Raw genomic sequence first — 21,240 nt, 5'->3', positions numbered from 1 at the left:
TAAACAAGGCAGAAACGGTTAATGAAATACATTGGAGCTCATGTCAGCGCTGCTGGCGGAATTGAACTGGCGGTAGAACGGGCGGTAGCGATCGGCGCCAATGCATTCGCTTTGTTTACCAAAAATCAGCGGCAATGGCATGCGCCGGATCTGACGGCAAAAACGATTTTGGCATTTCGCACTGCCTGTGAAACAGCGGGTTTTCTGCCGGAACAGATCCTGCCGCATGATTCTTATCTGATTAATCTGGGGCATCCGGAACCGGAAGCGCTGGAGAAATCCCGGGTAGCGTTTATTGATGAGATGCAACGTTGTGAACAGCTCGGGCTGTGTTATCTGAACTTTCATCCCGGCAGTCATCTGAAGGCGATCAGTGAAGAAGAGAGTCTGCGGCGCGTTGCAGAGTCGATCAATATCGCGCTGGATCAGACGCAGGGGGTTACCGCCGTCATTGAAAACACCGCTGGGCAGGGTACCAATCTGGGTTGGCAGTTTGAACATCTGGCGGCGATTATCGACCAGGTCGAGGATAAATCCCGGGTCGGGGTTTGCTATGACACCTGTCATGCCTTTGCTGCCGGTTATGATATGCGCACGGAAGCGGATTGCATTGCCACCTTTGCCGAATTTGAACGGGTAGTCGGATTTAACTATCTGAAAGGCATGCATATTAACGGTGCGAAATGTACGTTCGGCAGCCGCGTGGATCGTCACCACAGCCTGCAGGAAGGTAATCTGGGTACGGCGGTATTTGAATTCATCATGCGTGACAGCCGTTTTGACCGTATTCCATTGATTCTGGAGACGGTAAATCCGGATATCTGGCCGGACGAGATCCGCTGGTTGCGCCAGCTAGGATAAATTTTTACAACCTTGTCATAGTGGTAATCTTGAGCTGGATGGCAAGGTTGTTTATGCTCACAGGTGAATGCCTGCTTTTCTTGTTGGAAGAACATAGTGCTGCGACGTTTCGGGTTACTGCTAATGCTGGTGCTGACAGGCTGGATCCCATTCCAGTCGGTCGCGGCGTGGCAGGCCATGACCCGGTCTGAATTCACTGTGACTCAGCCAGCTGTTCCGCAGGTCGTCGCGTCGTCTGCGGGCGAAATGGTTATGGCAGACAGCTGTCATGGTGACATGACCAGCCCGATGCCTGATCTGACTCAGCACCATAAAGAAGCGCCGCGCGTACATGATATGCAGCAGCATGGCTCACACTGTGCCAGTTGCCTGCCGTTGTGTACCGGCATTCCCCCCGCTATTGCTCCGGTGCGGGAGCTGGCGGCACAAACCCAGCTACATTTCCCGGCGGTAGATTCGCTCTATCGTGACTTCATTCCCGGCGTTCTTTCGCCGCCTCCGCTCACTCTTATCATCTGAATCTTTCAGGGCTTACCGCTCTGTGCACTGACTTTACCGTCAGCGTTTGCTTATAGCTTTATTCCAGCATTTTGGCTGGTTATGCATTGATTTCCGGAGATAAGAGAATGACTTCCACTAATATTAAATTTGCCCGTATTGCTTTGTTCACCCTGAGCGCACTGTTTGCTGTTGGTTCACAGGCAGAAGAGACCATGTCACATGATATGAGCCAGATGCCAGGAATGAACATGGGACAGCAGCAACAGCAGCAGATGTATCCGCTTAATGGCCGGGTTGTTACCGTTGATACCGCCAATCAGCAGGTTACGCTGGAACATGACGCCGTGACTGAGCTGAACTGGCCGGCGATGACCATGCCGTTCAAAATGGCGGATGCCAAACTGCTCGACGGGCTGCAGCCGGGTCAAACCATCATGGCGATGTTCACCACCAAAGAGGGTGAAGCACCGACGATCGTATCGCTGCACACCATGTAATGCGATGAGCCAGTGGCAGTTATCTGTCACCGGCTATGGTTTAAATAACGCCCGGTGAAAAACCGGGTGTGGAGTCGGGCATGAAAATAACATCAGTTTTACTGCTGCTGGCGGGGGGGCTGGCCGGCGGTGCGGCCAGTTATGGCTGGTTCGCGCATCAGGCGGCAAGTACCACGAGCGAAAGCTCGCCGGCAGAGCGCAAAATTCTCTATTACCGGAACCCGATGGGGCAGCCGGACACCTCGCCTGTGCCGAAAAAAGACAGTATGGGCATGGATTACATTCCGGTGTATGCCGATGAAGTGAATGCACAGCCGAAAGATCGCAAAGTCCTCTATTACCGCAATCCGATGGGGCAGCCGGACACCTCGCCTGTGCCGAAAAAAGACAGCATGGGCATGGATTATATTCCGGTGTATGCCGATGACGCGCCGGCCGAAAAAGGGATGGTCAGTATTGATGCCAGCCGCCGGCAGAATCTCGGCGTGGTCTCGGTGGCGGTGACATCGGCGCAACTATCACGGCAAATCAGGGCGGTCGGTATGTTTGCGGTGGATGAGCGCCGGCAATATACTATCACCAGCAAGCTGGATGGCTGGGTGGATAAACTCTACGTGAATGCCACCGGTCAGATGATCAAAGCCGGACAGCCGCTGTTTGAGTTATACAGTCCGGAACTGATTGTGGCACAACAGGAATACCGCATTGCCCGGCAAACACAGCCGAATGCTGCTGCGGATAAGCTGTCACCGGCCGGACTGGGTGGTGCGGCCCTGACCCGTCTGCGCTACTGGGATATTCCGGAAGGTGCTATCCGGCGTTTAGCCAATGGTGGCGATGTGAAACGCACGCTGCCATTAACGGCGCCCACCAATGGCATTGTGCTGACCAAGAATATTACCCAGGGTATGAAATTCAGTGCCGGTGACGCGCTGTATCAGATCGCGGATCTCTCGCAACTCTGGCTGCTGGTAGAGGTATTTGAACAGGATCTGGCTGCGGTCAAAGTGGGGCAGGAAGTACAGGTCAAAGTGAATGCTTATCCGGCAGAGAGCTTTACCGGCAAACTCGCGTTTATTTACCCGACCATGAATGCCGAGACCCGTACCGTACAGGTGCGGATTGAACTGGATAACCAGCAGGGCAGGCTGAAACCGGGGATGTATGCCGAAGCGCAACTGCAGGTTCCCGTTAGTACAACCAGTCAGCTGGTGGTCCCGGAATCGGCCCTGATCGACAGTGGTCACCGTCAGGTGGTGCTGATCGACAAGGGCAATGGTAAATATGTGCCGCGTACCGTTCAGGTGCTGGCGCGTGGCGCAGTCGAACGTGGTGAACGGCAGATTGCGGTTTCCGGTGTCAGCGCGGGTGAGAAAGTCGTGACCCAGGCGAACTTCCTGATTGATTCGGAAAGTAACCTGCAGGCCGCCTTCTCCAGTATGGGAGGAGAGTAGCCATGTTACAGGGCCTGATCCGCTGGTCGCTGCATAACCTGTTTCTGGTGCTGCTGCTGACCTTGCTTACTGTTGCCGGTGGGATCTACGCGGTGATGAAAACCCCGCTGGATGCTATTCCGGATCTCTCTGATGTGCAGGTGATCGTGTATACCGACTATCCCGGCCAGGCGCCGCAGGTAGTGGAGGATCAGGTCACCTATCCGCTGACCTCGGCACTGCTGTCGGTGCCGAAAGCCAAAGTGGTGCGGGGTTACTCCTTCTTCGGCTCTTCCTTCGTATATGTCATTTTCGATGATAATACTGACCTCTACTGGGCTCGTTCGCGGGTACTGGAATACCTGAACGGTGTGTCCGGTAAGTTACCGACTGGTATCACACCGACACTGGGGCCGGATGCTACCGGGGTCGGCTGGGTATACCAGTATGCGCTGGTGGCGAAAAATCAGTCGCTGGCGGCATTGCGTTCGCTGCAGGACTGGACGCTGCGCTATCCGCTCTCTGCAACGCCCGGGGTAGCGGAAGTGGCCAGTGTCGGTGGTTTCGTGAAGCAGTATCAGGTGGTACTCGATCCGCGCAAACTGCAGGCCTACAACATTTCTCCGCTGGAGGTCATGGAAGCGGTCCGCAATAACAATCAGGATGTCGGTGGCCGCGTCATTGAGATGGCGGAAACCGAGTTTATGGTGCGGGCGCAGGGTTATCTGCGCAGTCTGGATGATATCCGTCAGCTGGTGGTGAAATCCGTGAATGGGACGCCGGTCCGGGTGCAGGATCTGGCGCAGGTCGAACTGACACCGAATGAGCGGCGTGGTCTGGCCGAGCTGAACGGCGAAGGGGAAGTGGCGGCCGGCATTGTGGTGGCGCGCAGCGGTGAAAATGCGCTGAATGTCATTGAACAGGTCAAAGCGAAACTGCAGAGTCTGAAAGCCAGCTTGCCAGCGGGAACGGAAGTGGTGCCGGTGTATGATCGCTCGGAACTGATTTACCGTGCGATTGATACCCTGAAAAAGACCTTGCTGGAGGAAAGCGTCATCGTGGCGCTGGTCTGCATCGTATTCCTGTTGCATGTGCGCAGTGCGCTGGTGGCGATCCTGATGTTGCCGGTCGGCATTCTGGCGGCTTTCATTGGGATGCATCTGCTGGGGCTGAACTCCAACATCATGAGTCTCGGCGGCATTGCCATCGCCATTGGTGCGATGATCGATGCGGCGATTGTGATGGTAGAAAACGCGCATAAACATCTGGAGCGGGCAGCCCCCGGCACACTAAGGCGTGACATCATCTATGAGGCCTGCAAAGAGGTCGGTCCGGCACTGTTTTTCTCGCTGCTGATCATCACCGTTTCTTTTCTGCCGGTGTTTACGCTGGAATCGCAGGAAGGCCGGATGTTCAGCCCGCTGGCGTTCACCAAAACCTTCTCCATGGCCGCCGCCGCATTACTTTCGGTGACACTGGTGCCGGTGCTGATGCTGCTGTTTATTCGTGGTCACATCATTGCCGAGCAGAAAAACCCGATCAACCGGGTGCTGATTGCCGGCTATAAACCGTTCATCGGCTGGGTACTGCGCTTTAAGAAAACCACGATTGTGCTGTCGCTGGTGATGCTGGCAGTCACCTGGTTTCCGCTGAAACAGATCGGCAGTGAATTTATGCCGACACTGCATGAAGGAACCTTACTGTTTATGCCGGCGGCGTTGCCGGGCATGAGCGTGACCAAGGCGGCGGAACTGATGCAGCAGCAGGATCGCATCATCAAATCGTTCCCGGAAGTGGAATCGGTGTTTGGCAAAGCAGGACGGGCCAATACCGCGACCGATCCGGCACCGCTGGAGATGTTCGAAACGGTGGTGAATCTGAAACCGGAATCGGAATGGCGTCCCGGCATGACGGCCGAAAAGCTGGTGGACGAGATGGATAAAGCGGTAAAAATGCCGGGGGTCGCGAACTCCTGGACTATGCCGATCCGCGCACGTATCGACATGCTTTCCACGGGGATCCGAACCCCGATTGGGGTCAAGGTTTTTGGTCCGGATCTGGCCGGTATCGAGCGCATTGCCCGTCAGGTAGAACAGGCGGTGAAGCAGGTGCCGGGCACCCGCAGTGCCTATGCCGAGCGCATCACCGGCGGTTATTACCTGACGCTGATCCCGGATCGCGAAGCGCTGGCACGTTATGGCTTATCGATCAACACCGTGCAGCAGGTGATTGCCACGGCACTGGGCGGGGAAACCATCACCAATACGGTGGAAGGACGGGAACGTTACAGCGTGATCCTGCGTTATCCGCGCGAACTGCGCGATACGCCGCAAGCAATTGCCAGTGAAGTACTGGTGCCGACCAGCAGTGGTCTGATTCCGCTCGGCCAGCTGGCCAGTTTGCGGCTGGAGCAGGGGCCACCGAGTATCCGTACCGAAAACGCGGAACTCTCCGCCTATGTGTATGTTGATCTCGGCGATCGGGATATTGGTTCCTATGTGGCGGATGCCAAGGCCGCAGTGGATCAACAGGTCAAACTGGAACCGGGTTATCACTTGAGCTGGAGTGGTCAGTTTGAGTATATGGAACGCGCTAAAGCCCGGCTGACCATCGTGGTGCCGTTTACCCTGCTGATCATCTTCCTGCTGCTGTATCTCAACTTCCGCAATCTGACTGACAGTTTGATCGTACTGCTCTCGGTGCCGTTTGCGCTGGTGGGCGGGATCTGGCTGATGTGGTGGCTGAACTACGCCTGGTCAGTCGCCGTGGTGGTCGGATTCATTGCGCTGGCGGGCGTCGCGGCAGAAACCGGGGTGATCATGCTGATTTATCTCGAGCATGCCTGGAAAGAGAAATTGTCGCAGCTGACCGGAAAGCAGACCCTGGCTATCGCCGATCTGTATTCCGCGATTGTGGTGGGGGCGGCGGAGCGGGTGCGGCCGAAGATGATGACGGTGGTAACCATTATGTGTGGTTTGCTGCCGATCATGTGGGGCACCGGCACCGGCTCAGAGGTGATGCGACGAATTGCGGCACCGATGGTGGGCGGTATGGTCTCTTCGACTGTGCTGACGTTACTGGTGATCCCGGCGATTTATGCGCTGGTCAAACAATGGCAGCATAAACTGCGCTGAAAGCAGACTATGAGAAGAGCCTCTTAAGAGGCTCTTAAATTTTCTTCTTTAAACGGTATCGCCGATTCACGCAGCATTAATTCGCCATGAAAGGTTGGGATGGCAAATGCATCTTCACCGTTGACCAGCCGGATGACCTGATCGATTGCGGTTTTGGTCATCTCAATAACCGGGATTTTCACCGTCGATAATGATGGTGTCATGAACGCGGCCATCATGTCGTTATCAAAACCGAATATCGAGACATCATCCGGAATTTTCAGCCCGGCTTCATTCAATGCACGGTAAGCGCCTTCGGCCATGTTATCGGTACAGCAGAACAATGCGCTGAAGGAACCGCCATTATCCAGCAGTTCCCGGCAAGCCGTGTAACCACTGGGGATCAGGTTCTGACCATGCGCCACCAGATTCGGATTATATTGAATACCATAATCAGCCAGCGCATCCCGGTAACCTTGCAGACGCGCCTGAGCCGTCGGTGTCTGCATACGGGCGGTAATACAGGCAATCTCACGATGACCCAGTTCCAGCAGATGTGTGACTGCAGCATGGGCAGCTTCACGCTGGGCAAACACCACGCAGCGATCGGGTGCTTTCGGCAACTGACGGTTCATGACCACTAACGGGATCGGTAATTCATCAATGATCTCCATCAGTTTTTCTTCCGGAATAAACCGGCTGTACAGCACGATGGCATCGCAACAACGATCAACCAGCATGTTGATGGCAGCAATTTCACGTTCCGGATTATCGTGTCCATCGGTGACGATCAGGTGTTTCCCTGCCAGCTCCGCGCTTTTAGTCGCTTGCTGCATCAGGTCACCAAAGAAGTTGCCGTTGAAGTCAGACAGGATCAGACCAATGGTATTGGAACGCTGAGTTGCCAGCGCCTGCGCCAGACCATTTGGCCGGTAGTTCAGTTCTTGTATGGCTTTATGCACTTGCGCACGCGTACTTTCTTTTACCTGACCGGTATTATTCAGCACACGGGATACCGTCGCTTTTGATACGCCAGCCAGGCGGCAGACATCAGTTATTGTCGCCATATTATCAATCCCCTAAAACTACATCGGGTGAGCAAGATATTGCTCAAAGCCCGAATTATCAGTGTTGATGCTGGCTATCGCAAGGAATGCTGCCGTTTGTCGCAATAACAATTACAAAGAGGACTAACGATAGCGAATTTTCATAACGAGAATGATCAGCACCAGCGCTAATGTCACGCCATTAGCCGCGATAATTGAAATTTGTCCGTTAATGATGCCGTACAACAGCCACAACATCAGACCAACAGCCAGTGCAATATACATTAACAGTGAAATACCGGAGACATCGCGGGTTCGCATAATCTTGATAGCTTGTGGAATAAACGAACCCGTTGTCAGACAACCAGCAGTCATACCCAGCAATTCAACCAGTGAAGTGTCCATGAGTAACATAATCCCGGAAACAAATAATATCCCCTCTCAGCGAGAGGGGATGGTTTATTACAGCTCTTCGCCGTTACTGCTGATTACTTTCTGATACCAGCCAAAACTCAGTTTCTTCTTACGTGCCAGATTATTTTCCTGATCGATGTAAACGAAGCCGTATTGTTTCTGGTAACCATTCAGCCATGACAGCAGGTCGATGAATGACCATGGATAATAACCGCGAACATCGGCACCAAGCTTGATTGCTTCGCCAGTTGCTTGAATGTGCTCACGTAAATAATCAATACGTGGCTGATCCAGCACTTCACCGTTTACGATTGGGTCTTTCGCGCCCAGGCCGTTTTCGGTGATGTAGATAGGGACATTGCCGTAGCGTTTGTTGATACGCATGATAGCGTCAGTCAAACCTTCCGGATAAATTTCCCAATCCCAGTCGGTGTAACGGCCGTTCGGGTTACGCACCAGCTTGAATAACCCTTTCCAGCCCAGTTCTTTACCGGAACCTTTCTGGCCAGAGGTATTCATCTCGAAACCATCGACATCGTAATTGGCGGCGATCATTTCGCGTTTGTAGTAGTTCACCCCGATGAAATCACAGATGTTGTTTTTCATCAGCTCGGCATCGCCCGGTGCAAACACCGGCACGCCCAGCGCAGTTTGTGCCATCGCCAGCAGTTCCGCCGGATACTCACCTTTCAGTACCGGATCATAGAACCAGTGGGTGAAACAGGCTTCGGCCAGTTCACAGGCTTTCACATCTTCCGCACTGTTGGTGATCGGGTCGTTTGGTTGCAGCACGTTCACAAACCCAATCTGACCCTGCACGCCCATTTTGCGGAAGGTTTCCACGGCACGGGCATGGGCGATGAACACATGGTGACAAGCCTGAATGGCGCGTTTCGGATCTTTCACTCCCGGCGGATGCATGCCGGTCAGATAACCCAAACCGGTGAAGACGATAGTTTCGTTGAAGGTTGCCCACAGTTTTACGCGGTCGCCATAACGTTCATACAGCAGACGCGCATAGCCTTCAAATGCATCAATAATTTCACGGGATTCCCAGCCGCCGATTTCATCTTGCAGCGCTTGTGGCAGATCCCAGTGGTACATGGTCAGCATCGGTTCGATGCCGTATTTCAATAATTCGTCGATCAGATCGCTGTAGAATTTCACGCCGGCTTCATTGACTTCACCACGGCCTTTCGGGAACAGACGTGGCCATGAAACGGAGAAGCGGTAGCTCTTCATGCCCAGCTCGGCCATCAGCGCCACGTCTTCTTTAAAGCGGTGGTAATGATCGGCGGCGACGTCACCGTTCGTGCCCATGTAAGTGGTGCCGGGTAAGTGGGAATACACATCCCAGTTAGACAACCCTTTCCCATCGGCATCATGAGCGCCTTCTACCTGATAGGATGCGGTCGCCGCACCCCACAGGAAATCTTTTGGAAATACACTCATGTTATTTTTCATCCTTGCTTAACAGTTTGTGTACTTCGATCAGCTCTTCAATCATCTCGCGAGCCAGCATCGAGGTCATGATGTGGTCTTGTGCATGCACCATGATCAGGTTAACCGGGATTTTTCCAGTGCCTTCATCGAGCCCAATCAGCATGGTTTGTACATCATGGGCACGTTTGGAGGCTTGAGACGCTTGCGTCAGTAACACATCAACCTGAGACCAGTTGTGCTGTTTGGCAGCACGCAGGGCCTGCATGGCGAAGCTGCGCGCTTCGCCTGCATTGATGATCAGTTCCATGACGGTGGATTCCAGATTGAATTCAGCTTCTTCATTCATTGCCAAATTTCCTATTCTTATTCGTTAATTAAGCGGTCTGCGCGTTCATTTCTGCTTCGTTCTCAGCTTCCTGAGCCAGCAGTTGTTTTTCATACACTTTGAAGAATGGCAGGTAGATCAGCAGGTCAAGCACAATCAGACCGATAACCAGCAAACCATTACCCATCTGCCAGCCGGCGCCCCATGCAGCACCGATTGGTGCAGGCGCAGTCCACGGTACCAGCGAGATCACTTTGCCGATCAGGTCAGTAGTAGCTGCGGTGTAAGCAATGGTCGCGTTAACCATTGGTGCCACGATGAACGGGAAGAACAGCACAGGGTTCATCACGATTGGGCTACCGAAAATCACCGGCTCGTTGATGTTAAAGCAGGCAGGAACGATACCCAGTTTACCGATTGAACGCAGGTGCGCTGATTTACTGCGCATGTAGAGCAGTACCAGACCTAAAGTCGCACCAGAACCACCCAATACGATGAAGAAGCTCCAGAAAGGCTCAACAAAGGTGTGAGGCAGTGGTTGGCCAGCCGCCAGTGCCGCCTGGTTCAGACCCAGGTTTACCAGGAAGAAAGGTTGCAGAATACCACCGACGATCGCGGCACCGTGGATACCGGCAAACCACAGGATGTGTGCCAGGAACACCGCCAGCAGGATGGCAGGCAGAGAGTCAGCTGCAGAAATCAATGGTTTGAAGATAGCCATGATTGCGTCAGGCAGGATCATGCCAAACTGATGCTGGATAAACAGGTTCAGCGGGTAAATGGTCAGGATCACAATCAGTGCCGGGATCAGCAGGTTGAACGACTGACGGATTTTTTCCGGTACCTGTTCCGGCAGTTTGATGCCGATGTTGCGGATCTTCAGGAAACGCATCAGCTCAGTAACATAGATGCCGACAATGATGGTCGTGAAAATACCGGTACCACCCAGGAAATTCGCCGGCAGCGTACCGTCTTTCATCGGTGCCGCAATCAGCAGGAACGTCATCAGTGACAACATGGCACATGGGAAGGCATCGATTTTGTAGCTTTGTGCCAGGTTATACGCAATCCCCGCACTGATATAACAGGCCATGATCCCCATCGACATATTGAATGGTGTCATGATTTCATTGAAATAGTTCTTCGACATCGCCAGCCACCATTGACCCAGGGTAAAGGTGGTATCAGGCGAGAAAGGTGGGAAGGCAAACACCAGCAGGAACGAGCCTACAATCATGAAAGGCATCGCACCGATAAAACCGTCACGAACCGCCATGATGTGACGTTGGGTACCAGCCCGGGCTGCTATAGGGCTGATTTTGTTTTCGATAAAATCAAAAAATGCATTAGACATAACTTGTCTCCCAGAGACAGTGAGTTGTTAGAAAGGGGCTACAACTTATTACGCCGTCTTATTTTTAAGCCATCATGGCCAGTGCATCAGCGAGGATCTTGTCGCCACGCATCATGCCGTAATCCATGCTGTTAATCACAGCGATCGGTTTGCCTGCGGCTTCCGCTTTTTTCTTGAATTCTTCGAACTTGTATTTGATTTGCGGCCCTAACAGACAGCAGTCATATTTTGGCAGCGTGGTATCGAATTCTTCCATTGCAACAGCGATGATTTCCGCTTCTACACCTTTCTGAGTAGCAGCCTGCTTCATTTTGTTTACAACCATGCTGGTAGACATACCGGCAGCACAGCAGAGAAATATTTTCTTCATGGTTAAACTCTCCAAAGTTCCCTTATGGTGTGTGTCGGAAGAGATTATAGGAAGATGTGTAACCGGTTACAGCAACCGGTTACAGAATGTATGATGGGCTTCGCAAAATCTGATTACTTACTGATCAGGATCGTGATCAGGGCTTAGTTTTGGCGGTTAAAGCGCAGCGCTTCCCAGCTGAAAATCACCAGTGCCGACCAGATCAATGCAAAGGTCAGCCACTTTTGCCAGACGATCGGTTCGTGATAGAGCGTGATGGCAAAGATAAACATCAGGCTGGGGCCGAGATACTGAAAGAAGCCAATGGTGGAAAGACGCAGACGTTTTGCGCCCGCAGTAAAGCAGAGCAGGGGGACGGTGGTAATGATCCCGGCCGCAATCAGCCAGAGGTTCAGAGACAAAGCGTTCTGCGTCAGCTGACTAGTGGCGCTATCTGCATGCCAGAACAGATACCAGACCGCCACAGGTGTTAACATCACGGTTTCGACCAGCAAACCAGTGAGTGAATCCACCGCGATTTTTTTCCTGATCAATCCGTAAACCGCAAAACTGCTGGCCAGAGATAATGCGATCCATGGGAATACCCCCAGAGTCACGATTTGTAATAAAACACCCGAGACAGCCAGAGCGACCGCGAGCCACTGCCAGAAGCGCAGGCGTTCACCTAAAAACAGCATCCCCAGCAGAATATTCAGCAGCGGATTAATGAAATAACCGAGGCTGGATTCCAGCATATGATCATGATTGATCGCCCAGATAAACAACAGCCAGTTGCCGGCAATCAGCAGTGCTGTGGCGGTAAGCAGAGCCAGATAGCGGGGATGCCGGAATACCGTCACTACCTGCCGGCCGGTTTTAGTCCACCACACCAGCAGGATCAGAAACAGACAGGACCAGATAATACGGTGTGTGACAATTTCCTCGGCCGGGACAAAGCCGATATGTTTGAAATAAAGCGGTGCGATACCCCAGATCAGAAATGCAGTAAGGGCATACAGCATCCCTTTGGTCGATGATTTCATAGCAAATGACGGAAAAAGAAGATGAGAGTCAAGCATATACCACAGGCAGGTATATCATGGAACTGGCCACTGCAATTCAGCAGTTAAGTAATTATTTGTTGTCAGATTTCAGGTGAAGAAAAATCAAACCGACCAGTGGCGATGTTGTATCGAACGCAGGGTCCGGTTTGGATTTTCCATCTCACGATGCATCGATGGAACATACTGTTTCAGTAAGCTGCTGATACCCAGCAACAGATGCTCCCGTACCGAGTCAATCGGCTCTTTCCAGGCATATAAACAAACATGTTCCGGGATCAGATGCTTACTGTATTCCAGTAACAGCGTATCCGGCCAGCGTTCCAGCGTGGAAGTATGGCAATCCAGATAGCTGGCGAGCGGTCCACGAACCAGTAAAAAGCGTACCTGCTCCATATCTCGCTGACACAGGCATTTCTCATTGATCTGACAGGTATGCTGATGTGCAGTGCCATGCTGCATGAATAAACCACGTTGGCGGCATTCCATGATGCGATACCACGGCAGTTCATCATTTACGTCATAACCTTCCAGCTCCCGTTGCAACCAGAGCAAAAGGCTTGGATCTTGCGCGGTATGCCGCAAGTGTTCTAACTGACGCAGCAACTCATCACTGCGGATTTGTGCTTTCTGGCCCATAGCTCACTCCTCCCTGCTCATAGTATGGAACGCAATAGCTATCAATGCCGGAGCAGAAATTGACGCATATCAATTCTATTCGAAATAAAACTGTTACGTATAGTTACAAATAAGTATAAGAAGTGAGCGATTTTTGTTCGGAAATTATATGCAAGATAACGGCTTGATTTTAGGTTCCGGCTCACCTGCCTGTATCACTGAGCGCCGTTGTTAATTAGAATGTCAGTATGATTTCTGATTCCGCCATGCAGGATACTTTCTCCGTGCAGTCACATCCGTATCCTCAGCCGTTAGACGTGCTGCGGGAGGTTTTCGGCTATCAGGCATTTCGTCCGGGACAAGATGCGGTAATTGCGCAATTAGTTTCCGGACACGATGTGCTGGCGATCATGCCCACCGGTGGCGGAAAATCGTTGTGCTATCAAATTCCGGCCCTGGTGCGCCCCGGTCTGGCGATTGTGGTTTCGCCACTGATTGCGTTGATCAAAGATCAGGTCGATGCGCTGCGGGCAAATGGTGTCGCCGCGGCTGGTTTACATTCCGGGCTGGCACGTGACGAGTTGCTGGAAGTTTACAGTCAGCTCTGGCGTGGCGATCTGAAACTGCTGTATGTGGCGCCGGAGCGTATCTTGCTGCCGGATTTTCTGGCGCGATTGCAGGATATCCCGCTGGCGCTGATTGCCATTGATGAAGCGCACTGTATCTCGCAGTGGGGGCATGATTTCCGCCCGGAATATGCTGAATTGGGAAGACTGAAACAACTCTTCCCGCAGGTACCCATCGCCGCGCTGACGGCGACGGCGGATGATGCGACCCGCCTGGATATTCTCAACCGCTTAGGTTTGCATGAACCATTGGTACATCTGGCCAGTTTCGACCGGCCTAATATCCGTTACACACTGGTCGAAAAGTTTAAACCCTCCGAGCAGTTACTGCATTACGTACAAAAACAGGCCGGGCAGTGCGGTATCGTCTATTGCACCAGCCGTAAACGTACCGAGGAAGTGGCTGATATACTGAAGGTCCGCAATTACCGCGCCGCCTGTTATCACGCCGGATTACCGGCAGATGAACGGGCCCGGGTGCAGGATGCGTTTATCCGCGATGATCTGGATATTGTGGTCGCCACCGTGGCCTTTGGGATGGGGATCGACAAACCCAACGTGCGGTTTGTGGTGCATTACGATATCCCGAAAAATATCGAATCCTACTATCAGGAAACCGGTCGGGCCGGTCGTGATGGTCTGCCGGCAGAAGCATTATTACTGTTTGATCCGGCAGATATTGAACGTGTCAGAGGATTGCTGGAAAAAAACGAGAATGCCGAACAGCGGCAGGTCGAAATCTTCAAGCTGAATCTGATGTCTGCGTTTGCCGAGGCACAAACCTGCCGGCGTCAGGTATTGCTGAACTACTTTGGCGAATACCATGCCGAACCTTGTGGCAACTGCGATATCTGTCTTGATCCACCGAAAACTTATGACGGCACCGAAGATGCGCAGAAAGCACTGTCCTGTGTTTACCGGGTCGGACAGCGGTACGGCATGGGGCATGTGATCGAAATACTGCGTGGTGCACAGAGTCAGCGGATCCGCGAACTGGGACACGACAAACTCTCTACGTATGGGATCGGGAAAGAACAATCCCATGAATACTGGGTATCCGTGCTGCGTCAGCTGATCCATAAAGGGTTGCTGGTACAGAACATCACCCGGCATCTGGTGCTGCAACTCACGGAAGCGGCGCGCCCCATCTTGCGTGGTGAACAGGCTTTAGAGCTTGCGGTTCCCCGTACCGAGTTGTTATCGGCGAAGAAGCTACGCCGCCGCGAACTGGAACTGGCACAAGGGGAAGATGCGGCGCTGTTCCGTGAATTACGCAAACTGCGGAAACAGCTGGCCGAGGAAGAGGGCATTCCACCGTATGTGGTATTTAACGATGCGACTTTGCTGGAGTTGGCTCAATTCAGACCGACCACTGAATCCGAGATGCTGACCATCAATGGCGTGGGTTACCGTAAGTTAGAACGCTTCGGTGAGGTATTTCTGGAATGCATCCGTGAACATGCTGAACTGTAGCTGGTAAGTTACTGCGTCCTGCGGCAAAATCGCCCTGTGCAGAGGAGAACAGCATGATCAATCCGAACAAAATTGAAGAGATGGCGCGCACTATTCAGGCCGCATTGCCGCCGGGGCTGAAAAGCGTGGGCGAAGAAGTGGACAAAAAAGTCAAACAGGTGATTCAGGCACAGTTAATGAAACTGGATCTGGTGAGCCGCGAAGAGTTTGATGTGCAGACCAAAGTACTGCTGCGCACCCGTGAAAAATTGCAGGCACTGGAAGATAAACTGCAGCAGCTGGAAAAACAGCTGTCAGAACGCGGTTAATCGCAGCAGCAGGACAGAATCAGCGGGCGGAACTCAGCACTGAGCTCCGCCTGTCATTTTAAATGAAGTTAAACGCATCCCCGAACAACTGCTCTTCCTGCACGTCGCGATGACGCAAAGCGTCCCGCACTACCGCAGCCATTTCAAAGCGGCCAGCGACATAGATATCAAACTGGCTGAAAGAGTGGAAGTCGCTCAATACCGCTTCATGCACTAATCCTGCACGGCCCAGCCAGTCATCATCCGGGAACTGGACAACCGGCACAAAAGTCAGATTCTTAAATTCGCTCGCCCAGTTTAAAACTTCTTCCCCTTCATACAGCTGATCGGCTTTCCGCACACCCCAATAAAGATAAGTACGGCGGGGCATCTGATGATCGACCAGATACTGCAGAATTGAACGGGCATAACTGTAACCTGTGCCGCCGGCAATCAGCAGGATCGGGCGGTCACTGTGTTCGCGCAGATACGCATTACCCAATGGCATTTCAATATCGATTTTGCCATTCGTGCGTAATGCTTCCAGCACCTGCCCCGGATACGGGTTCCCCGGTGTGGCGCCAATCTGCAGTTCCAGCACATTGCCCCGGGTAGGCGAGCTGGCAATTGAAAATGAACGTTTATCTTTCTCGCCCATGATCACCTGCAGATATTGCCCTGGTTTATAGGCAATCTGCTGTTCCGGGATCAGACGGACATGCCAGATATGTTCCGCGCATTCATGCAGGGTTTCCAGATGACAGACAGTGCGTAGCATAACATTCCTCGTCATAACGGTTCTTTCGGATACGCAGGTATTTAGTCGAAAATACCCAGCGAATCCCAGAGTTCATCAACACGGCGTTTGACCGCCTCATCCATATGAATGGGAGTACCCCATTCGCGCTGCGTTTCTCCCGGCCACTTATTGGTTGCATCCAGTCCCATCTTCGAACCTAAACCTGCAACCGGTGAAGCAAAGTCCAGATAATCAATCGGTGTATGCTCTATAAGCGTAGTATCTCTGGCCGGATCCATGCGTGTAGTGATAGCCCATATTACGTCATTCCAATCCCGCGCGTTAACATCTTCATCACAAACAATCACAAACTTGGTATACATAAACTGGCGCAGGAAACTCCATACGCCCATCATGACCCGCTTGGCATGGCCGGGATAACGCTTTTTAATCGTGACCACCGCCATGCGGTAAGAGCAGCCTTCCGGTGGCAGATAAAAATCGACAATTTCCGGGAATTGTTTGCGTACCAGTGGCACAAAGACCTCATTCAGTGCCACACCCAGCATGGCTGGCTCATCCGGCGGACGTCCGGTATAGGTGCTGTGATAAATCGCATCTTTCCGCATCGTCATGTGGGTGATGGTAAACACCGAAAAATCATCCACTTCATTGTAATAACCTGTGTGATCACCATATGGCCCTTCCGGCGCGGTTTCCCCCGGCATCAGATAACCTTCCAGTACGATCTCGGCACTGGCCGGTACATCGAGATCACAACTCAGGGCTTTGACGACTTCGGTCCGGCTCTGACGTAATAATCCGGCAAATGCATATTCCGATAATGTATCCGGCACCGGTGTCACCGCACCTAAAATGGTTGCCGGATCTGCACCAATAGCCACGACGACCGGAAATGGCTCACCGGGATGTGCTTCCTGCCACTCACGAAAATCGATAGCGCCGCCACGATGATCCAGCCAGCGCATGATTAGCTTGTTTTTTGCCAGCAGTTGCTGCCGGTAGATGCCGAGATTCTGCCGCTTTTTATACGGTCCTTTCGTGATGGTCAGACCCCAGGTGACTAAGGGCGCCACATCGCCCGGCCAGCAGTGCTGGACCGGCAGCTGATTCAGATCCACGTCGTCACCCGTCAGAATAATGTCCTGACACGGTGCTTTGCTCAGCCGCTTCACCGGCATATTCAGGATCTGCTTGAACAGCGGCAGTTTATCAAACAGATCGCGCAATCCTTTCGGCGGTTCCGGTTCTTTCAGCATCGCCATCCATTCGCCGACATCACGCAGGGCGCTGACATCCTCCTGTCCCATGCCCCAGGCTACCCGTTGTGGCGTGCCGAACAGGTTTGCCAGCACGGGATAGCGGGAACCCTTCGGATTCTCAAACAACAGCGCCGGACCCTGTGCCCGCAAAGTGCGGTCGGCAATTTCCGTCATTTCCAGATAAGGATCGATTTCCTGTTTGATGCGCTTCAGCTGGCCACGCTGCTCCAGCAATTGAATAAAATCACGTAAGTCACGGTATTTCATAAGGGTTACCGGTCAATAAAACTGTTTTGATTATACGAACAGTTAGCCGGTTTGGCTTGCTGCGGACAACCCGGATCGATGATAAACTTCAGCTTGCCGGCAAAACTCATGAATTGATCTGATGACTGAACCTCTGCAAGCCGAATTACTGGCTAAAGTTTCACGTACCTTTGCACTGACTATTCCACAGTTGCCGGCCCCGCTGGCGGACTGGGTCGGGAACGCCTACCTGTTATGCCGCATCGCGGATACCATCGAGGACGAACCGGCACTTTCCTGTGAAGAAAAAGCCAGTTTTATTCAGCTGTTTCTGGATGTGCTGTCCGGAACACAACCTGCTAATCAGTTGCATGAACAGCTGTCGCCACGTCTTTCTTCCGGCACATCGCTTGCTGAGCAGGAACTGATTACCCAGACAGTCAGTGTCATTGCGCATTACCAGCAATTTCCGGATGACGTGCAGCAGATATTACTGCGTGGTGTCCAGATCATGAGCCGGGGCATGGCCCGTTATCAGTATCTGGCCTCTCCGCAGGGGCTGGAAGATCAAACCGCGCTGGATCACTATTGTTATGCCGTGGCTGGTGTAGTCGGTGAAATGCTGACGGCGCTGTTTATTGCTTACCGTCCTGCTTTGTCGGCCAACAAAGAAGAATTGCGTGCGTTATCTGTATCCTTCGGGCTTGGTTTACAACTGACCAATATATTGAAAGATGTCTGGGATGATGCCCGGCGCGGTGTCTGCTGGTGGCCGCAGACATTAATCAGACAAGGAATTGTCTGGCCGCCGACAGACAAGCAAACGCTGACTGCCAGCAGAAAAGAATTAGTCGCCATTGCCAATGGCCATCTGCGTGATGCATTGGATTACACACTGGCATTGCCGGCAGAAGAGCAGGGCCTGCGCCAGTTCTGTCTGTGGGCACTGGGAATGGCCGTGCTGACGTTGCAGAAAATTCAGCGTTCTGACGACTATATTAATGGCAGTAATGTCAAAATTACCCGTAAAGATGTGCGTCGGGTCATTCTCGGTTGCCGCTTAACCGGTCGTTATGACCACGGCCTGCGGTTATTATTTGCCTGGTGGGCGCGGGGGCTTGGTTGCCAGCGGCGTTGTTACCGGCAGCTATACCGGACCGTGAGTTGTTGGTAAGCTAGAAACATAGCTCATGAATACTACTTTTCTGCATCAGGAGAATGACCATGCAATGTCACCGCATTGAAGAACTGCTGGAATTACTACAGGACGAATGGCTGAAAGAGCAGGATCTGAATCTGCTGCAATTTCTGCAGAAAATTGCCACCGAAGCCGGTTATGCCGAACCCCTGCAATCTATCAGTGATGACACGCTGATCTATCAGTTGAAAATGCGCAGCCGCGGCGAAAGCGAAATGATCCCGGGTCTGGCTAAAGACGTGGTGCCTGATTTTAAAGAAGCACTCCTGCGTGCCCGCGGCATTATCAAATAAGGTTTACATGCAATCATCCTTTCAGTTCCAGTCGTTAACCCCAGAGTTGATCCTGTCAGCTCTGGCGGCACAAGGTTTATACCCCGAATCCGGATTAACACCCCTTAACAGTTACGAAAACCGCGTCTATCTGTTTCAGGCCGAAGATCGTGAGCGGTATGTGGTGAAATTTTACCGTCCGGAACGCTGGAACCAGCAACAGCTGCAGGAAGAGCATCATCTGACGCAGCATCTTGTTGCCAATGATGTACCGCTCATCGCGCCATTATCGTTTCAGAGCGATTCACTGCACTATATTGATGGCTTCTATTATGCAATCTGGCCTTACCGTGCCGGACGGGCCGTAGAGCTGGATAATTTGATGCAATTAGAAGCCGTCGGTCAGGCATTAGGGCGCTGGCATGCCAGCGTCACCGGTTATGTTCTGCAACATCGTCCGGCATTTGACGTAGTTAATCGTCTGACTACGTCGGTGAGCTACCTGCTGCAATATAAGCCGTGGGGAAAAACAAAATTACCATGGGAAGAACTGCTTGCCCGGCTGCAACTGCAATTACAGGAACATGAGCTGTTTTCAGTCCCGCAACTGGCTCTGCATGGTGATTGTCATGCCGGTAATATTCTCTGGCGCGATGCACCCGTGCTGCTGGATCTGGATGACTGTGTCATGGGACCCGCCATACAGGATATCTGGATGTTACTTTCCGGCGATGCCCGTGAACAACGTCAGCAGATTTATACCATTCTGGATGGCTACGAAGAATTCTGTGAATTTGATGAGCGTCAGCTGAGTTTTATCGAACCGCTGCGTACCCTGCGGATGCTGAATTATCTGGTCTGGTTGCACCGGCGTTGGCAAGACCCGGCATTCCCACAGGCATTTCCGTGGTTTAACCACAGTGATTACTGGCATAACCAATTCCGCGCACTGACTGAACAAGCGAAATTACTGGATCGGCCAGTCCCGGTTACCAGCTATAACTGTTAGCCGTTATTGCCCCGATGACGTTCGCGGTGGAAGGGAGTATGATCCTGCCCGTCGTTATCAGGGTGAGAATCAACGTGAACATACTGCTTTTTGATTCAGGTATGGGTGGACTGTCCATTTACCAGGAAGTCCGCCGTCGTTTGCCCGGACACCGTTATGATTATGTCTTTGATAACGCCTTCTTTCCCTACGGTGAACAACCGGAACATATAATTACCGCCCGCTGTTGTCTGCTGATTGAACATCTGGTTTCAGAACGACAAATCGACTTGGTCGTCATTGCCTGTAATACGGCCAGCACTATTGTTTTACCTGCATTGCGTGAACGGCTCGCGATTCCTGTCGTAGGTGTTGTTCCGGCGATCAAGCCTGCCGCAGCGCTGACCCGGAATGGCAGTATCGGCTTATTAGCGACTCCGGCGACAGTTCAGCGTCCTTATACATCGCAGCTCATCGCGCAATTTGCCACCCACTGCCAGGTGCTGAAATTAGGTGTTACCGAGTTAGTCGTACAGGCGGAAAGAAAAATGGCTGGTTATGATGTGGATGAACAGGCAATTCATCTGGCGCTGCAGCCGCTGCTGACTCACGCAATGCCGCCGGATACGCTGGTTCTGGGATGTACACATTTCCCTCTGTTAAAAGAAGAGATCTGCCGCATCATGCCGGGTATTCAACTGGTGGATTCCGGTGCCGCTATCGCGAAACGTGTCGCGGCTTTATTACAAGGTAAAATCGCATCAGACGTGACCGATACCGCTGGTCAGGCGTTCTGCACGTTGCTGGATCCGGACGCGCATAAAAAAAGCCGCATTCTTGTCGAATACGGCTTCCACTCTTTACAGCTATTAGAGTTCTGCTGAGTCCGAACTATCGTCTTCTGATTTCAGCAATTCTTTCTTTTCATTCGCTTCACGTACTTTCAAAGTACGTTGCAGGTATTCCGTTTCATTCAGTGCAGCTATAGCGGCATCTGCAGCATCAGCTGGCATCTCGACAAAACCATACCCGCGACGTTTTCCTGTATCCCGATCCTTGACCAACCGCACTGACAGCACCAGGCCATATTCCGCGAATAACTTACGGATTGCT

General features: G+C 52.4%; 22 protein-coding genes (1 of these 22 running past the window's edge). 11 read left to right on the top strand and 11 right to left on the bottom strand.

Annotated features, from left to right (window positions below; genetic code table 11):
- Positions 1-21: 21 nt before the first annotated feature.
- The 5 genes from nfo to TOLA_RS15335 all read left to right on the top strand — a co-directional run bounded on the left by nfo (position 22) and on the right by TOLA_RS15335 (position 6,426).
- A complete protein-coding gene (gene nfo / locus TOLA_RS15355) occupies positions 22-861 on the top strand; it encodes a deoxyribonuclease IV (protein WP_015880029.1) in 840 nt (279 codons plus the stop codon).
- Between the two features lie 96 nt (positions 862-957).
- The gene (locus TOLA_RS15350) at positions 958-1,380 is read left to right on the top strand and encodes a hypothetical protein (protein WP_015880028.1); all 423 of its coding nucleotides are present in this window, start codon (positions 958-960) and stop codon (positions 1,378-1,380) included.
- A 107-nt stretch (positions 1,381-1,487) separates the two neighbouring features.
- Positions 1,488-1,859: a copper-binding protein gene (locus tag TOLA_RS15345; RefSeq protein ID WP_015880027.1), complete on the top strand. Its 372-nt coding sequence runs from the start codon at positions 1,488-1,490 to the stop codon at positions 1,857-1,859.
- 80 nt (positions 1,860-1,939) lie between these two features.
- Positions 1,940-3,313: an efflux RND transporter periplasmic adaptor subunit gene (locus TOLA_RS15340; RefSeq protein WP_015880026.1), complete on the top strand. Its 1,374-nt coding sequence runs from the start codon at positions 1,940-1,942 to the stop codon at positions 3,311-3,313.
- A gap of 2 nt (positions 3,314-3,315) precedes the next feature.
- Complete coding sequence (locus TOLA_RS15335; RefSeq protein WP_015880025.1) at positions 3,316-6,426, top strand: efflux RND transporter permease subunit; 3,111 nt, start codon at positions 3,316-3,318, stop codon at positions 6,424-6,426.
- A 23-nt stretch (positions 6,427-6,449) separates the two neighbouring features.
- Here TOLA_RS15335 and TOLA_RS15330 read toward each other — a convergent pair whose 3' ends face one another.
- From TOLA_RS15330 to TOLA_RS15295, 8 genes are all read right to left on the bottom strand, one after another.
- Positions 6,450-7,472: a LacI family DNA-binding transcriptional regulator gene (locus tag TOLA_RS15330; RefSeq protein ID WP_015880024.1), complete on the bottom strand. Its 1,023-nt coding sequence runs from the start codon at positions 7,470-7,472 to the stop codon at positions 6,450-6,452.
- Positions 7,473-7,595: 123 nt separating this feature from the next.
- Positions 7,596-7,856, bottom strand: a complete 261-nt coding sequence (locus TOLA_RS15325; RefSeq protein WP_015880023.1) for a SemiSWEET family sugar transporter — start codon at positions 7,854-7,856, stop codon at positions 7,596-7,598.
- Between the two features lie 57 nt (positions 7,857-7,913).
- Positions 7,914-9,317: a GH1 family beta-glucosidase gene (locus TOLA_RS15320; protein WP_015880022.1), complete on the bottom strand. Its 1,404-nt coding sequence runs from the start codon at positions 9,315-9,317 to the stop codon at positions 7,914-7,916.
- Between the two features lies 1 nt (position 9,318).
- Entirely contained in the window at positions 9,319-9,654 is a 336-nt protein-coding gene (locus tag TOLA_RS15315) for a PTS lactose/cellobiose transporter subunit IIA (protein WP_015880021.1), read from the bottom strand.
- 28 nt (positions 9,655-9,682) lie between these two features.
- Positions 9,683-10,987, bottom strand: coding sequence for a PTS cellobiose transporter subunit IIC (locus TOLA_RS15310; RefSeq protein WP_015880020.1), 1,305 nt, complete (start codon positions 10,985-10,987; stop codon positions 9,683-9,685).
- Between the two features lie 64 nt (positions 10,988-11,051).
- Entirely contained in the window at positions 11,052-11,357 is a 306-nt protein-coding gene (locus TOLA_RS15305; protein WP_015880019.1) for a PTS sugar transporter subunit IIB, read from the bottom strand.
- A 143-nt stretch (positions 11,358-11,500) separates the two neighbouring features.
- Positions 11,501-12,379, bottom strand: a complete 879-nt coding sequence (rarD, locus tag TOLA_RS15300; protein WP_015880018.1) for an EamA family transporter RarD — start codon at positions 12,377-12,379, stop codon at positions 11,501-11,503.
- A 123-nt stretch (positions 12,380-12,502) separates the two neighbouring features.
- A complete protein-coding gene (locus tag TOLA_RS15295) occupies positions 12,503-13,036 on the bottom strand; it encodes an AbiTii domain-containing protein (RefSeq protein WP_015880017.1) in 534 nt (177 codons plus the stop codon).
- Between the two features lie 245 nt (positions 13,037-13,281).
- On the opposite strand from TOLA_RS15295, the gene recQ reads away from it, so the two are divergent.
- Positions 13,282-15,114: a DNA helicase RecQ gene (gene recQ, locus TOLA_RS15290; protein ID WP_041609955.1), complete on the top strand. Its 1,833-nt coding sequence runs from the start codon at positions 13,282-13,284 to the stop codon at positions 15,112-15,114.
- Positions 15,115-15,167: 53 nt separating this feature from the next.
- Positions 15,168-15,422: a ubiquinone biosynthesis accessory factor UbiK gene (ubiK, locus tag TOLA_RS15285; RefSeq protein ID WP_015880015.1), complete on the top strand. Its 255-nt coding sequence runs from the start codon at positions 15,168-15,170 to the stop codon at positions 15,420-15,422.
- Between the two features lie 58 nt (positions 15,423-15,480).
- On the opposite strand, the gene fre is transcribed toward ubiK, so the two are convergent.
- On the bottom strand, positions 15,481-16,179 hold the full coding sequence (gene fre, locus TOLA_RS15280; RefSeq protein WP_015880014.1) for an NAD(P)H-flavin reductase: 699 nt from the start codon (positions 16,177-16,179) through the stop codon (positions 15,481-15,483).
- 41 nt (positions 16,180-16,220) lie between these two features.
- On the bottom strand, positions 16,221-17,690 hold the full coding sequence (gene ubiD, locus TOLA_RS15275; protein WP_015880013.1) for a 4-hydroxy-3-polyprenylbenzoate decarboxylase: 1,470 nt from the start codon (positions 17,688-17,690) through the stop codon (positions 16,221-16,223).
- Between the two features lie 121 nt (positions 17,691-17,811).
- Between ubiD and TOLA_RS15270 the strand changes: the two genes are divergently transcribed.
- Genes TOLA_RS15270 through murI form a run of 4 tightly spaced genes read left to right on the top strand, consistent with a single transcriptional unit; the run spans position 17,812 to position 21,011 of the window.
- Positions 17,812-18,843, top strand: a complete 1,032-nt coding sequence (locus TOLA_RS15270) for a phytoene/squalene synthase family protein (protein WP_015880012.1) — start codon at positions 17,812-17,814, stop codon at positions 18,841-18,843.
- Between the two features lie 50 nt (positions 18,844-18,893).
- Positions 18,894-19,160: a YihD family protein gene (locus tag TOLA_RS15265; RefSeq protein ID WP_015880011.1), complete on the top strand. Its 267-nt coding sequence runs from the start codon at positions 18,894-18,896 to the stop codon at positions 19,158-19,160.
- A gap of 7 nt (positions 19,161-19,167) precedes the next feature.
- Positions 19,168-20,148 carry a serine/threonine protein kinase gene (locus TOLA_RS15260; RefSeq protein WP_015880010.1) on the top strand — a complete coding sequence of 327 codons (981 nt, stop codon included), beginning with the start codon at positions 19,168-19,170 and terminating at the stop codon, positions 20,146-20,148.
- Positions 20,149-20,186: 38 nt separating this feature from the next.
- Entirely contained in the window at positions 20,187-21,011 is an 825-nt protein-coding gene (gene murI / locus TOLA_RS15255; RefSeq protein WP_015880009.1) for a glutamate racemase, read from the top strand.
- Here the strand turns inward: murI and TOLA_RS16925 are convergent.
- A protein-coding gene (locus TOLA_RS16925; protein WP_015880008.1) for an RNA recognition motif domain-containing protein crosses the window boundary here: on the bottom strand, positions 20,997-21,240 show its 3' portion. 314 nt of this gene lie beyond the right edge of the window; 244 of the gene's 558 nt are visible here — the last part of the coding sequence; its start codon lies beyond the right edge, outside the window; it ends in the stop codon at positions 20,997-20,999. The two genes, murI and TOLA_RS16925, sit on opposite strands and share 15 nt — an antisense overlap.

This window comes from Tolumonas auensis DSM 9187 (assembly GCF_000023065.1).
In the GTDB taxonomy this organism is placed as follows: Bacteria; Pseudomonadota; Gammaproteobacteria; order Enterobacterales; family Aeromonadaceae; genus Tolumonas; species Tolumonas auensis.
This window is presented reverse-complemented; position numbering and strand designations above follow the sequence as displayed.